The sequence below is a fragment of the Bacillus sp. 105MF genome (genome assembly GCF_000374885.1).
GTDB classification, from domain to species: domain Bacteria; phylum Bacillota; class Bacilli; order Bacillales; family Bacillaceae_G; genus Bacillus_A; species Bacillus_A pseudomycoides.
Window position 1 is genome coordinate 151,684 of the sequence record NZ_KB895572.1, and the last position, 15,320, is coordinate 167,003.

General features: G+C 34.6%; 14 protein-coding genes. 6 read left to right on the top strand and 8 right to left on the bottom strand.

The genetic code is table 11. The features are described from left to right. Positions 1-482: 482 nt before the first annotated feature. Genes C564_RS0112940 through C564_RS0112955 form a run of 4 tightly spaced genes read right to left on the bottom strand, consistent with a single transcriptional unit; the run spans position 483 to position 4,734 of the window. Positions 483-1,859 (bottom strand): ABC transporter substrate-binding protein, encoded by a 1,377-nt coding sequence (locus C564_RS0112940; protein ID WP_018765600.1) that lies wholly within the window; start codon positions 1,857-1,859, stop codon positions 483-485. Between the two features lie 27 nt (positions 1,860-1,886). Then, positions 1,887-2,708, bottom strand: coding sequence for a carbohydrate ABC transporter permease (locus C564_RS0112945; protein WP_018765601.1), 822 nt, complete (start codon positions 2,706-2,708; stop codon positions 1,887-1,889). Beyond that, on the bottom strand, positions 2,705-3,637 hold the full coding sequence (locus tag C564_RS0112950) for a carbohydrate ABC transporter permease (protein WP_018765602.1): 933 nt from the start codon (positions 3,635-3,637) through the stop codon (positions 2,705-2,707). Before C564_RS0112950 ends, C564_RS0112945 begins: the two co-directional genes overlap by 4 nt. Beyond that, a complete protein-coding gene (locus tag C564_RS0112955) occupies positions 3,637-4,734 on the bottom strand; it encodes an ABC transporter ATP-binding protein (RefSeq protein ID WP_018765603.1) in 1,098 nt (365 codons plus the stop codon). The genes C564_RS0112950 and C564_RS0112955 overlap by 1 nt, the downstream gene beginning before the upstream one ends. A gap of 641 nt (positions 4,735-5,375) precedes the next feature. Between C564_RS0112955 and C564_RS0112960 the strand changes: the two genes are divergently transcribed. Genes C564_RS0112960 through C564_RS0112985 form a run of 6 tightly spaced genes read left to right on the top strand, consistent with a single transcriptional unit; the run spans position 5,376 to position 11,821 of the window. Continuing rightward, positions 5,376-6,365, top strand: coding sequence for a beta-ketoacyl-ACP synthase III (locus C564_RS0112960; protein ID WP_018765604.1), 990 nt, complete (start codon positions 5,376-5,378; stop codon positions 6,363-6,365). Next, a complete protein-coding gene (locus tag C564_RS0112965) occupies positions 6,355-7,518 on the top strand; it encodes an ATP-grasp domain-containing protein (protein ID WP_018765605.1) in 1,164 nt (387 codons plus the stop codon). Before C564_RS0112960 ends, C564_RS0112965 begins: the two co-directional genes overlap by 11 nt. Next, entirely contained in the window at positions 7,515-8,501 is a 987-nt protein-coding gene (locus C564_RS0112970; protein WP_018765606.1) for an NAD-dependent epimerase/dehydratase family protein, read from the top strand. The genes C564_RS0112965 and C564_RS0112970 overlap by 4 nt, the downstream gene beginning before the upstream one ends. Beyond that, positions 8,498-9,349, top strand: a complete 852-nt coding sequence (locus C564_RS0112975; RefSeq protein ID WP_018765607.1) for an MBL fold metallo-hydrolase — start codon at positions 8,498-8,500, stop codon at positions 9,347-9,349. Before C564_RS0112970 ends, C564_RS0112975 begins: the two co-directional genes overlap by 4 nt. Beyond that, positions 9,342-10,679: a F390 synthetase-related protein gene (locus tag C564_RS0112980; RefSeq protein ID WP_018765608.1), complete on the top strand. Its 1,338-nt coding sequence runs from the start codon at positions 9,342-9,344 to the stop codon at positions 10,677-10,679. Before C564_RS0112975 ends, C564_RS0112980 begins: the two co-directional genes overlap by 8 nt. Further along, on the top strand, positions 10,676-11,821 hold the full coding sequence (locus tag C564_RS0112985) for a hypothetical protein (RefSeq protein WP_018765609.1): 1,146 nt from the start codon (positions 10,676-10,678) through the stop codon (positions 11,819-11,821). Before C564_RS0112980 ends, C564_RS0112985 begins: the two co-directional genes overlap by 4 nt. A 48-nt stretch (positions 11,822-11,869) precedes the next feature. Here C564_RS0112985 and C564_RS0112990 read toward each other — a convergent pair whose 3' ends face one another. From C564_RS0112990 to C564_RS0113005, 4 genes are all read right to left on the bottom strand, one after another. Further along, positions 11,870-12,700, bottom strand: a complete 831-nt coding sequence (locus tag C564_RS0112990; RefSeq protein WP_018765610.1) for an ankyrin repeat domain-containing protein — start codon at positions 12,698-12,700, stop codon at positions 11,870-11,872. Further along, on the bottom strand, positions 12,673-13,617 hold the full coding sequence (locus tag C564_RS0112995; protein WP_018765611.1) for an alpha/beta hydrolase family protein: 945 nt from the start codon (positions 13,615-13,617) through the stop codon (positions 12,673-12,675). Before C564_RS0112995 ends, C564_RS0112990 begins: the two co-directional genes overlap by 28 nt. Before the next feature lie 168 nt (positions 13,618-13,785). Then, entirely contained in the window at positions 13,786-14,481 is a 696-nt protein-coding gene (locus tag C564_RS0113000) for an ABC transporter ATP-binding protein (RefSeq protein WP_018765612.1), read from the bottom strand. After that, entirely contained in the window at positions 14,478-15,290 is an 813-nt protein-coding gene (locus tag C564_RS0113005; RefSeq protein ID WP_003195014.1) for an ABC transporter permease, read from the bottom strand. Before C564_RS0113005 ends, C564_RS0113000 begins: the two co-directional genes overlap by 4 nt. Positions 15,291-15,320 lie beyond the last annotated feature (30 nt).

Below are 15,320 nucleotides of genomic sequence, written 5' to 3' on the forward strand. Positions count from 1 at the left end.
ATCGGTGGTGATTTTCTTCATCCATCACTGATTATTAGTAGCCCGCGAATAGCGGGATAAATAATTACTGTTACCATTTTTCATAATCACAAAAGAGAGCAGCACAACATACTTATCCTTACTTCCAAACGATTTCCAGGCTTGTATCCGAACACTTCACCTTGCCTTGCTTCCTCTAAATCCTACGTACTTATAATAATTATATATCATTGTCTATGTAGACCTGTCATAACATGAATCATTTTCTCGCTCATTTACCATCCGTTTATATATGTACTTTATTATGAAAGCTATTCCTTAACTTTCCCTTAACAAAAGAAGTTTCAAAAAGGAGAATTTGTACCCTTACAACACTGTAATCCTCATGTCACCTAATTCGATAGTTACAAGACTTGCTACCCGCTATACTTAAAGTAAGAAATGAGACAACAAGCAAAGGAAAGATAAGAAAGCCGTATCTTTTTTACAGATACGGCTTTCTTTTATTTTTGATTTGTACGGTTCGAAATACTAATTGCCCGATCTGTTGTTTTTGCTGCTTCATCTAATGCTTCTTTACTATTTTTCCCATCATACATTGCTTCTAGCGCTTTTACAACTGCATCGCGGGATTCAGGAAATACACTAATAAGTGCACCTTGTGTTGCAACAGATGGTTTTGTTGCTTGTAACTGTTCTACCGTTACTTTTAACTGTGGATATTTTTCATATTGTTGTTTTACTAAAGGCTCATTATATGCATCTGGGTTAATAGAGAAATAACCTGTTTCCGTATGCCATTTTGCTTGTACATCTGCTTTTGTTAAATATTTCATAAAGTCCCAAGCACCTTTTTGTGTTTCTTCTGCGACCATATTCGTCATCCATAGTGATGCACCGCCAATAACAACTCCGTTTTGTTTCACATCTTCTGGATATGGGATATATGCTACTCCTACATTAAATTTAGACGAATCAATCACATTACGAACACCTGCTGAAGAATCTAAATACATCGCAACTTGTCCAGATTGGAATGCGGCACGAACATCATCCCAACTCGCCCCATACTTTCCTAATGTACCAGCTTTATTCAGTTCATCTAATAAACCAAATACTTTTTGTCCCTCTTTTCCGTTAAATACAGCTTTTTTCGCTGCACCTTTACGCCCATTTTCTTTATCAACATATAACCCACCTTGTGTTGCCAAAAGCTCTTCAAAGAACCATCCGTAATTTAACATTGAAAAACCGTACTGTTTTACGCTTTCGCCTTCTTTAACAGTTAATTTTTTTGCTGCTTCTTTTAATTCAGCGTATGTTTTCGGTGCTTTTTCCGGATCGAGCCCCGCTTTTGTAAAGGCATCTTTATTATAAATTAATACTGGTGTAGATGAATTAAATGGCATGGAATACATTTTCCCATCAACTGAATAGTAATTCGTAATCGCTTTTTCTAATTTCGATGTATCATATTTATCCTTTTTAATCCAGCTATCAATCGGTGTAATCTTTTTACTATCAATCATATATTTCGTTGTAATTTCGCTAGATTGAACGAGAGCTGGTGATTCTTTTGAAGCTGTTATATTTTTAAACTTCGTTAAAGATTCTTCATAGGAACCTTGAAATTCAGCTTTCACCTCATATTTATTTTGTGACTTATTATAATCTGCAACAATTCCATCTAACACACCTTGCGTTTTTCCACCCATTGCATGCCAAAAGCGAATAACTGTTTTATCTCCATTCTTTTCTGCGGGAGCTACTTTTTCCTTTGCTTCAGATTTCCCCTCTGTTTTACTACTTGAACAAGCTGCAGCTGATAAAGCCATCGTTACTGCCATTATAATAACAGCACCTTTTTTCCAAAATCTCATCTCAATCCCACCTTTTCATATGTATGTTTATTTAATTGCCCCTTTTGTTAAACCTTGTTGCAACTGCTTCTGACCTAAAAATAATAAAATTAAAGTCGGAATCACAATAACTGTAACTCCTGCCATCACACTGCCCCAATCTGTTGCAACTTCCTGAGATTGAAGTTGTTTCACCCCAATTTGTACGGTTCTAATTTTCTCATCATTCGTAACTAGGAGAGGCCATAAATACATATTCCATGTTGTTAAAAAGCTATATACACCTAGTGTTATAAAACTTGTTTTACAATAAGGAATGACAACACGGAATAAAAACTTCACATGGCCAATCCCCTCGATAAAGGCAGCTTCTTTTAACTCATTTGGAAGCGTCATAAAATGCTGACGTAATAAAAAGATTCCAAAAGCAGTTGCAAAGAACGGAACCGTCATTCCAGTAAATGTGTTAATCCATCCAAATTGTTGTACCGTTAAAAAGTTCGGTACCATCGTTGCTTCCCATGGGATAAGCATCGTTGAAATAAACAGAAAGAAAATAAAATTTCGTCCTTTAAAATTTAAAAATACAAATGCATAAGCAGCTAAACTTGATACAACAAGCTGCCCAATCATCACTGCTGTTGAAACTATAAAACTATTGTATAAATAAGAAAACAGCGGTACTTTCTGAAAAATATGTACAAAATTATCGAATGTAAATTGTGTCGGGAACATCCTTCTCATTTGAATGTCTTCTGGCGTCATGAACCCTAGCAAAAATGCGTATAGAACTGGAAAAAAGACCATCACTGCGCTTATGGTAAGCAGTATGTATAAAAGAATATGCTGTTTCCACTTATTCGTAATCATTTATAATGCACCTTTCTCTCTGCAAACTTAAATTGAAGTAATGTGGCAAGAAAAATGAAAATAAATAATACCATTGCCTGTGCACTCGCTGTACCAAATTGATGATTCGCAAAAGCTTCTTTATAAATAGAGTACACAATTAAGTTTGTTGCATCGTTCGGCCCACCGTGCGTTAAAATATCAATCTGTCCAAAGCTTTGAAATGCACTAATTAAAGTAACTGTTATAATAAAAAATAATGTAGGAGATAGCATCGGTAATGTAACGCGCCGAAGTTTATGTAAATAGCTAGCACCATCAATAGATGCACTCTCGTATAGAGTCGTATCAATATTTTGCAAACCACCTAATATAACTAAAAATGCAAACCCCGTATTTCCCCAAACTGTTGTAACTGATACAGAAAATAATGCCCAATCTGGACTTGTTAGCCATGCAATTGCAGGAAGATTCATCGAACCAAGTATATTATTGAATAAACCGACACTCGGATGGAATAAAAATAACCAGATTACTGCGCTAGCTGCTACTGAAATTCCCATTGTTGAAGAGAATAAAACTCGAAACAAGCCTATTCCTTTTATTTTTTCGTTTGCAATTAAAGCAAGAAACAGTGCAAACAAAATACTAGTTGGAACTGTATATAATACAAAGAGTAAAGTAGATTTTATGCTTTTATAAAAAGTTGGATCAGACAATAAATATTGATAGTTTTCCAGTCCTACGAAAAGATTTGCCTCACCATGAACATCTGTTAAATAAAAACTATAATAGATAGTACGAAATAATGGATAAAACAAAAAAATTGTAAATAATATGATGGAAGGTGCTAAAAATAACAAGCCTGTGCGCAAATCTTTCGTACGGTCCCATAATGCCCTTTTTCTTGAAACTTCTGTTTGAACAGGTAAATTTTCTACCTCAATCATTATTTCGCCACCGCCTTCAACTCTTCTTCGGCAACGAATCGAATCCTTTCATTTGTATTGTTATGAAAGAAACATAGTTTCTGTACTGGAAATTGCAATTTAACTTTATCACCTTTTTTCAAAATAAGTTGTCCGATTACTTTTGCACTCCATGTTTTTTCATTTACTATAAAATTTAAAATTGTTTCATTTCCTAATACTTCTACAGATTGCAGTGTAACTTCTTGGCCATCTTCAGCTAATACGATGTGTTCTGGACGAATTCCTAAGCGCACCTTTTGTTCTGAAAACTGTTGTAAATGCCCCGAAGACAACGGGATTTGTAATCCATCAACATGTAATCCCCCCATACCTTTATCTACGATTCCATTACCAATATTCATGGATGGTGAACCGATAAAGCCTGCAACAAATTCATTTGCAGGATAGTTATATATATCGAGTGGTGTGCCTACCTGTTGTATACTCCCTTTGTTTAACACCATAATGCGATCCCCCATTGTCATTGCCTCAATTTGATCATGGGTCACATAAATCATCGTAATACCTAGTCGCTGCTGGATCTCTCTAATTTCAATGCGCATTTGTGCACGCAACTTTGCATCCAAGTTAGAAAGAGGTTCATCCATTAAACAAATTGGCGCTTGACTTACAATTGCTCGCGCCAATGCAACACGTTGTCTTTGTCCACCTGATAATTGACCTGGTTTCGACTTTGTATATTCCGTAAGCCCTACCATTTCTACTGCTTCTATCAATCGTTTTTGTCGTTCCTCTTTTGGAATTTTCCGTATTTTTAATCCAAATAAAATATTTTCTTCTACCGTCAAATGTGGATATAAAGCATAATTTTGAAATACCATTGATAGATTTCGATTTTTCGGTTCTAAATCATTTGCAACATTTTCGTTAATAAGTAACGCCCCAGAAGTAATTTCTTCTAAACCTGCAATCATTCGCAATAATGTACTTTTCCCACACCCAGAAGGACCAACTAGAACAAAAAATTCACCTTTTTGAATCTGCACCGACACATTTTCAACTGCTATTTCCTTTGAATTCTTATAAACTTTTGACACACCTCTCAATTCAATCATCAGTTTGCACTCCTTTTTTGTTCTTATAACCATACTTCACAACGGCTTATTGAAATCTGCTTTACCTGCGATCTCCGCCTCTTCTTACGTTTGAATGAAGCTTCCTGCAATAATAGGAAAAACCACCTTCCCTACTAGTTACTGTATAAAGGAAGGGGGCCTGAAATATTGATTTCCCTCAGCTTTTTACGTATTTCTAATATGCATGTAGGCAAATTTAAAACACCAATCTACATAGAACAATCTTCTTCTCGCTTAACCCCTATAAACTAGAGTAAATGTAAGAAATATAAATAGATTGTTATATGTAAGCGGGTGTTCTCAAATGTTCTCTACCCTAGTTATGTGTTGTTACCTTTACTATATTACTTATTTATTAAGTTAGTTTTGATGATTTGTTAACAAGATGTTAATCACATGTTAATATTTTTTTGTTTTTTTTTACAATTTTCACCACATTAATTATTTATTTCTCACTATAAAATTAGTTATTTCTTTTCTTACAGCGACACAAATTAAATAGAAATAATTTATAAAAATACTAAATTTCCCAAAAATACTTTTTTCTATATTTTTTCTATATTAATATATAATATGATAGAATTTTATAAATTTATGAAAAGATTAAGAGGCGATATGGGATGAAAAGGTATATTAAAATAAAAGGCATTGGTGTATATGTTCCAAAACGAAAAGTAGATTCTTTTGAAATAGATCGTATGTTAGGAGTCTCTGAAGGCTGGACTTTAAAAAAAGCTGGAGTGAAAACGAGATACTTTGTCGATGAGGAAACTTCTTCTTATATGGGAGCTGAAGCTGCAAAAAAAGCTGTAGCAGATGCGAATTTAACATGGAAAGATATCGATTGTATCATCTGTGGAAGCGGAACAATTCAGCAGGCAATTCCTTCTACTGCATCACTTATTCAAGAACAACTTGGGCTACAGCATTCTGGTATTCCATGTTTTGATATTAACTCAACATGCTTAAGTTTCGTAACAGCACTTGATACAATTTCTTACGCAATTGAATGCGGGAGATACAAAAATGTGGTTATCATTTCTTCTGAAATTTCTTCTGTAGGATTAAATTGGGGACAAAATGAAAGCAGCATTTTATTCGGCGATGGCGCAGCAGCCGTTGTTGTAACCAAAAGTGATCACACTTCTTCCATTATAGCTTCTCATATGGAAACGTATAGCTCTGGCGCACATCTATCGGAAATTCGCGGCGGGGGAACGATGATTCATCCTAGAGAATATAGCGAAGAACGAAAAGAGGATTTCTTATTCGATATGAATGGCAGAGCTATTTTCAAATTGTCCTCTAAATATATGTTAGATTTTATTGAAAAACTACTTATGCATACAGGTTATTCGTTAAATGATATCAATTTAATTGTTCCACACCAAGCAAGTGGACCAGCTATGAAACTAATTCGTAAAAAGCTAGGTGTCGATGAGGATCGCTTTATGACTATTTTTGAAGATTATGGGAATATGATTTCTGCATCCATTCCGGTCGCTCTTTTCGAAGCAATTAAACAAAAGAAAGTGCAACGCGGAGATAAAATATTATTACTAGGTACTTCTGCTGGGCTTTCTATCGGAGGCATTCTCCTTGAGTACTAAGAAAACAGTATTAATTACTGGCGCACGCGCACCAGCAGCATTGCATTTATGCAGGCTGCTTAAGAAAAACGGACATGCCGTCATTATTGCAGATAGTATTCCTTATCCATTAAGCAAAGTTTCAACGAGCACTGATTATTTTTATGAAATTCCTTCTCCAAAATGGAAAACAGATGAATGTATCTCTGCACTACAATTAATTATTCAAAGTCATGATGTAGATTTACTTATTCCTACTTGTGAAGAAATATTTTATATATCCAGACATAAAGAGAAATTAAGCCGCTTTTGTCATATATTTGTAGACGACTTTCAAAAACTTGCATTACTTCATAATAAGTGGGAATTTGTTCAGTTAGTAACGAAATTAGGTTGGCAAGTTCCTGCAACATATAGAACAAATAACGAACAAATCATACAGGAAATGATTCAGCAAACATCACCCGCCACTCCTTTTGTGTTAAAACCTATTTTCTCTCGTTTTTCTGACAAAGTAGCGTTTATTACAAAAGAAGATATTGAAAAAGGCATCACGATGGAAAAGCTAAATTATATCATTCAAGAGTTTATAAAAGGAACGCAGCATTGCTCCTACAGTATTGTACAATCTGGGAAGGTATTAGCTCACTCTGTTTACAAAACGGAATTCACGGCGGGTTTAGGTGCTACTATTGCTTTCGAGCATATTAACCATCCAAAAATTGACCAATTTGTTGAACATATCGTAAAGGAGCTAAATTTCTCTGGGCAAATCGCCTTTGATTTTATCATTACAGAAGATGGAAACGCTATTCCGATTGAATGTAATCCACGTACCACAAGTGGATTACATTTATTCGACGAAGAAGTAGTATCCGCTTTTTTTGCTAAAAAGGTGAACAATATGCGCATTCCTAAGCACAACTCCCAATGTGCAATTCGATTAGCAATGCTTTTATACGGAACTCCTTACTTAAAAAGCAAACAAACACGTAAACGATGGTGGAAAGTCCTATGTTCCTATCCAGATATTATTTATAGTCGCTCTGATAAAAAAACATTTTTTTATCAGTTTTATAGCATGTATAAATTATGGCATGAAAGCTATAAACATGGACGGACTATTTTGGAGCAAACAACATATGACATATCATGGGACGGTGAAAATTTATGAAAACGCTAGTAACTGGAGGAACTGGTTTTCTGGGACAAAAACTTGCTTTTCGATTAGCGAGTATGGGTTATGAAGTAACAGCAACCGGGAGAAATAAGACAATCGGAAAATTATTAGAGCGAAATGGAATTGAGTTTGTCTATTGCCCTCTTGAAGACAGGCATAGTGTTCTACAAGTTTGTAAAGATAAAGACTATATCTTTCATAGCGGTGCCCTTTCTTCTCCTTGGGGCAAATATAAAGATTTTTACAATGCGAATGTATTAGGAACAAAGCATATTATCGAAGGAAGTCAAAAATCCGGTATAAAGCGCCTCATCCATGTATCAACACCGAGTATTTATTTCTATTATGATGAACGACAAGATGTAGTAGAAAATGCGAAACTTCCTGATACATTTGTAAACCATTATGCGAAAACAAAGTACTTAGCTGAGCAATCTATTGATCAAGCATTCAATCATGGTTTACCTGTTATCACGATACGCCCACGTGCTTTATTTGGTCCAGGAGATAACGCCATTCTCCCGCGCCTTATTAAAGTATGTGAAAAAGGTGCTCTACCAAGAATCGGTACAGAAGATGTACTCGTAGACATTACCTATATCGATAATGTTGTAGATGCCTTACTTCTTTGTATGCATTCACCTAAACATACATTAGGTCAAAAATATAATATAACAAATGGTGAACGTGTAAATTTATATGAAGTAATTGAGAATGTGATGAAACGCCTTGGTAAAGAGGTTCAATATAAAAAGATTTCCTACAAAGCCGCTTTTACAATTGCCGCTATACTAGAAGGTATTTCAAAAACCATTTTACTTGGAAAAGAACCTATTCTCACAAAATATACAGTTAGTGTACTTTCAAAAAGTCAGACTTTAAGCATTGATAAAGCTCAAAAAGAACTAGGCTATGCTCCGAATATCAGCATAGAAGAAGGAATCACAAAATTTGTAGAATGGTGGAAAACACAATGAAAATCAAATCTTTAAAGCTATACGATACAGGATATTGTACACACCCTGAAAAAGTTGCATATTCCAAGGGGAGTTGGAGGCAAATTAGCTTTCCAGCTACAGTGGGGTTACTTCAACATCCAAGCTTAGGTTATATCTTGTTTGATACCGGATATGCTCGGCACTTTAAAGAAGCAACAAGAAAATTTCCTTACTCTGTATACGCTAAACTTACCCCTGTTCATTTTACAGAGGAGCAATCTATTAAACAGCAACTACTTCTTGATGGCATCCAGCCAGAAGAAATTAAATATATTATTCTTTCTCACTTTCACGGTGACCATACAGCAGGGCTACCTGACTTTCCGAAAGCAAAAATACTAACCTTCGCGAAAGCTTATGAAGATATAAAAAAGAGAAGTAAATTTGGCGCTCTATTAAAAGGTTGCTTAAAAGACACATTACCAATTGATTTAGAACAACGGCTGACATTCATTGATCAAATCCCACCATCAAGCTTACCTCCTACATATGGAAAATTTGAAGAGGCTTATGACGTGTTTGGTGATGGTTCATTGCTCGCTGTTGATTTAACGGGACATGCAATTGGACAATTTGGTGTATTCGTCCATTTACATAGTAATAAAATTGTTTTTCTTTGTGCAGATGCAGTGTGGCTAAGTAAAACGTATGAAAACCTTGTATTTCCAAGTAAGATCGCCAATCTTTTAACTGGGGATGCAAAATCTTATCGTCTCAACATTGAAAAACTACATCATTTATCGCAAATATCACCTGAAATTGAAATTCTTCCAACTCATTGCGAACGCACATGGAATCAAATTAAAGCAGGGGTGTACTATGAATAAATTACGAATTCTCCAGCAATATTTGAAAACAAAATATCGCTTACGATTTTCAAATCGCGAACAATTGGAACAATTTCATAAACAACAAATAAAAAAACAACTTTTGTTCACTGTAGAGATGTCTCCTTTCTATCGCCAGTTATATACACCTTTTTCAAAAGAAATCGAAAAAGGGAACTTGGCTACACTCCCTATCATTAATAAAGAGGTAATGATGGAAAATTTTGATACATTAAATACAGTTTCTATTTCAAAGAAAGAAGCCTTTCATGTGGCATTTGAGGCTGAAAAGACCCGGAATTTTTCTCCGACTATTCGTAATATAACTGTTGGGCTATCATCAGGCACTAGTGGAAATCGCGGAGTTTTTCTCGTTTCTGAGGAAGAACAAACGATGTGGGCTGGTTCTATTATCGGTAAAGTACTTCCTTCTAGCATTCTACATAAACACACTATCGCTTTTTTCCTACGAGCGAACAGCAATTTATATGAAGCGACAAAAAATAAGCGAATCTCATTTCATTTTTTTGATTTACTAGATTCATTTCAGCAACATATCGCTCGACTAAATGAAATAAATCCATCTATTTTAATTGCACCTCCTTCTATGTTGCGAAAAATCGCTCATTGGCAACAAGAAGGACTTATTATGATTTGTCCCAAAAAAATTATCTCTGTAGCAGAAGTACTTGAAGATATTGATAGAGAGTTTATCAGTACAATTTTTCAACAAACAGTACACCAAATTTACCAATGTACAGAAGGCTTTCTTGCTACAACATGTAAACATGGTACATTACATATCAATGAAGACCTCGTTCATATTGAAAAAGAATACCTAGATCAGGAAAGAGGGATATTCGTTCCTATTATTACTGATTTCATGAGGAAAACACAGCCTATAATCCGCTACCGTCTCAATGACATATTAATTGAGAAAAAAACAACATGCGCCTGCGGCTCTCCCTTCTTAGCCTTAGAACGAATTGATGGTCGATGTGATGATATATTTATTGGGATAAGTGAATTGGATAAGAGTGAGATATCTATTTTTCCTGATTTCATTCGAAGAGCAATTATGTTTGCATCTAATGAAATTCAAGAATTTAAAGTGATTCAGCACAGCACAGAAAAAATTGAGATTAAACTTAAAGTACCACCTGAACATTTCAAATCATGTAAATCTATCGTAATACAGGAGCTACATACACTATGGGCCACTAAAAAATGTGTTGCACCACACTTTTTCTTTTCACATTATGATATTCAGTTATATGATAAAAAACTAAAAAGAATAGAAAACCTTATAAAGCATGGTGAGAATATATGATTAAGCTACATGATATTCATTCTCTACACAGCATCGACTGGGCCACAAAACGAGATGGAGCATATGTAAGAGACAGCTTCCTACCCCTCTTACAAAATGGCATTACAGCATTTATTGAAAATGTTAATACTCAACTTTTTCTATTAGAAATTGATGATCTTGTATTACCAGTTACTGTTAATCATGAGGAGTTTGAAAATTCATATGTATGTTCTCCTTATACACATTACATATCCTATGCACTAGAAGAGTTATGGGAATTAAAAAAACCGTGGTTAGAGAAGTTACTAACCTATCCGATTCATCTTATCGGAAGCTGGCTACGACGAACGAATATTAATAAAGTAATTATAGTAAATAATTGGATGTTATCAACAAATCTTTACCATTCTATCAATAAACAACAAATCGAACAGATTACGAATTTACTTGTTGAGAAATTTCCAGAGCATACAATTTTATTCCGTTCTTTAAATAGCGAATTATACCCTACAATTACACAAGCATTGTCTACTGTAGGTTACAATAAAATTATGTCTCGTTCTGTATATTTATTTAATCCAAAAGACTATAAAAAAATGAACCGAAAAGCACGAAAAGACTTATTAAATGATAAAAGTTTATTAAAGAAAAGTAATTATGAAATAATTACGAATGAGGAGTTAACAAAAGAGGATATTTTGCAGATTTCCGAGTTATACAATCAACTATATATCGAGAAATATTCCGATCATAATCCAATGTTTACACCAGCTTATTTATGGAACGCACTTCAGCATCATTTATTTGAGATAAAAGTTATAAAAAAAGAGGGGATAATTGATGGTGTCATTGCTTACTTTATTAGAGATGGAGTTATGACAACTCCTATACTTGGATATGATACAAACTCTGATCAGCAACAAGGCTTATATCGCATTCTTTCCCTCCTTATTACAATGGATTCTATCGAAAAAAATTTAATTTGTCATTGTAGCGCTGGAGCTGGAGAGTTCAAACGAAATCGTGGTGCAAAACAGCAGATTGAATACAGCTATATATATAATGACCATTTGCCACATAAACAACAAAAAGTCTGGAGAATCTTAAGTTGGATATTAAATACATGTATAGAACCGATGGCAAAAAAACATCGCTTTTAAATAAAAAAGAGATAAGATTCCCTCTTATCTCTTTTTCTATACCCTACATTATTCTGTAGATTGTTTGATAGTTTCATTTGCTCCTGCTACTCTTAGCATATTTGCGATTTCTTTAAAACCTCGATTTTCCGCATGCTCTAGTGGAGTAACGCCGTCTCGATCTGCCATATTTACATCTGCCCCATGATCAATGAGTAACTGAACAATTTGTTTATGATTTTCACTGCCATTTCCAAGAACAATTGCTTCTAGTAATGCCGTCCAACCAAGGTCATTTCTATAATTCACATCGATATCTGTGCGACCTACTAGCTCTTTTACAACTTCCACATGTCCTCTTTCAGCCGCTGGAATGAGTGCTGTTCCACCATGACGATTTGTTTCTCTAATATTTGTTCCTGCATCAATTGTTAGTTTCACAATATTAACATAGCCCTCTTTGCTCGCATAAAGGAATGGATTTTCTTTATTTTCATCTGGCAATTCAATGTCTGCACCTGCATCGATCAATGCTTTCACTGTCTCAACATGATTATGATACGTCGCTGCCATTACAGGTGTTTCTCCTTTATCCCCTGATACATTTATGTTAGCTCCATCTTTTATTAATTTCATAACTGTTTCTGTATCGCCTAGTGTTGCAGAAAGTAATAATTGCTTATCCATTAAATTCATATTCTTTTTCTCTTTGTTCTCTTCTTCCTCTTTATGCGTCTTCTCTTGTTTCTTTTCATTTTTCACTTGAACCGGTTTAGATTCAACCTCTTCTTGCTTCTCACAAGCTACTAGCATAATGAAAAGCCCTAACAACATAAATAATAAAAAATTTTGTTTCCTCACAACTACAGCTCCTATGAAAGATAATGTTTTTTTAACCATCCCTTCATCACATGTAACAACTCTTCTTCAATAGATTTATCCATAAGCCCCTTATATTCCTTCATTAATCGAATCATTGTATGCTTATGTTCATAATTTCTTAAAATATGGTTCATGTTCGGAATGATATGCCACTCTGCTTCACCATTAACATATGAAGCAATCAGTTTAGCATGCTCAGGTGGCACTTGTATATCACTGTCTCCCGTAATTGCTAAAACAGGACATGATACTTGCTCTAAATATGTAACTACATTATATTGTAACTGTTCTCTTAGCCATTTTGCATTCACTTTCGTACCTTTGATCCATATAACAGCTTTTGTTGAATGTTGCACCTTTTTCATCAGTATTTCATTTTGCTTTCTTATATGCTGCGGAATTTTCAACATTTTAGATAAACACCCTCTGAATCCTGACGCTATTTCTAACTCGTTAGCAACTTTATCTACTCGTCTCTCGAGCAACAATTTAGATGGTTCTGCTGCACCAGCAAGTAATATTAATCCCACAACTGATTCTCTTACGTAGACAGCTGGTGCAAGCAACGCTCCCTCACTATGCCCCGCAATAATAACACGTTTCGGATCTATTTGCGGATGATCCTTTAAAAATCTAATCCATAAAGCAGCATCATCAATAAAATCTGTTACCCCTGCTTTATAGTAATTCCCCTTACTTTTATGAGTACCACGTTTATCATAACGAAGCACTGCAAATCCTAAAGAGGTAAAATAATCAGCTAATTCTTTATATAAGTTTAACTGTAAACGACTTGTATTTCCATCACGATTTCCCTTCCCAGTACCACCAATCAACATAATAACTGGATATGTTTCTGAATAATATGTAGGAATTGTTAATGTTCCTTGAAGTGTAAAAGCACTTTCAATTGTCACAAACAGTTCTTTCCCCATTTCTATTCGCCTCTCATTCTTTTTCAGGAATGATAATCGTTGCAATCGCTCTTCTTTCCTACTATATTCTATGCCTATATTATCAAAAGTAAGAACAGGTATATAATCCAAACAGCTGTTGAAAATGATTCAACAGCTGTTTGGATTATATGAAAAAAATCTATTCTGTTACTTACGATGAAGTTGCAATAATTGTAATATCAAGTTTTCCGTATTTCCATCATCTCTTATTTCTTGTGTAACCTTTCCATCTTCCATAAAGAGAATCACATCTCCAATATCTGCTGCTACATCCATCATATGTGTAGAAAAAACAATGATTGTACCACTTCTCTTTATATCTTTTAATAATGTAACAAATTCATTTACCCAATATGGATCTAAACCATTTGTTGGTTCATCTAATAGTAGTAATTTAGGCTTGGCGAGCCACGCTTGTCCAAATAAAAGCCTTTGTCTCATTCCTTTTGATAGTCTGTGTAAACACTCGCTTTGCTTCTCTTCTAATCCAAGTAATGCAATTACTTCCTGAACTCTCTCTTTTCCTACCTTTCGAAAAGCTGCATAGAATGATAGAAACTCTTGTACAGTCATAGATTGTTGCGCATGAAAATCATCTGGCATATAACCAATTTCAGCTACATATTGCCTTCTATTTTCACGCAATTCTATGTCCTGTAACCTTACTGTTCCAGATGTAGGTGAAGAGATTCCTGCTAATATATTAAGGATCGTACTTTTCCCCGCTCCGTTTCCACCGCATAGTACAATACATTCCCCATCTCTACCGTGTAGCGAAGTAGGAAATAATGCCGTTTTCTTTTTATACTGCTTACAAATTCCATCAATTTGCAATACTGTCATTGGTTTCTTCTCCTTTCTAGTCGCCAAACAGCTAATAATAAGAAGATTACTGTATAGATCGCACTATACATAAAAAGAACTATAACTACTGCCCCACTCTGAAAAAACATCACAAGCTGATCATAGGATTGTCCAAATACTGCCCCTCCCCCTAATTGAATAACAAATATGATTCTTAGCAGTTCAGCCGGATTACAAAACACAAAAACTTTTATAAGCGATGCTATCATCGTATATGGAACAAGATTAAGAATACTAATTACTGCCGTAGGCCACATCATAATGAGTAAAAACCAAACTGCAATTGAAATTGCTAACGCTTGCCACCTTGTCAAAGAAAATGCACCAATTGTTATACCTAAAACTATAAAAAAGAATATAAGAATAATAGAAAATAAGTAAATTGCTAGTATCCAGCTACTTTTAAACATACTTCCACTTAATAATCCAATCATTACACTACTTCCAAAGCTAAGTGTAAAAAGAATAATTTGCGCTATAAATTGACCAGCAATCTTTCCTATTACATATGAGGATGTAGTTAAAGGATATGTACACAGAAGCCGCCATTGTCCATTTTCCATCTCATTTGCAATTGAAAATGATCCTGCGATTAACATAAATAAAGGGATAATGTATAAAATTAAGTTTAAAATTGTTCCCATTGTGTTCGTATATCCCACTAAGGATGGTACATTCCGTTCCATCAAAAATAATAAAGAAAGTATTACAATCCAAAGTAATAAAAATGTATACGAAGACTTTTCTCTTACTGTTCTACGCCACTCTGAATAGCATATATTCCACATATCATCACCCTTTTTATAGAAAAAGACAAC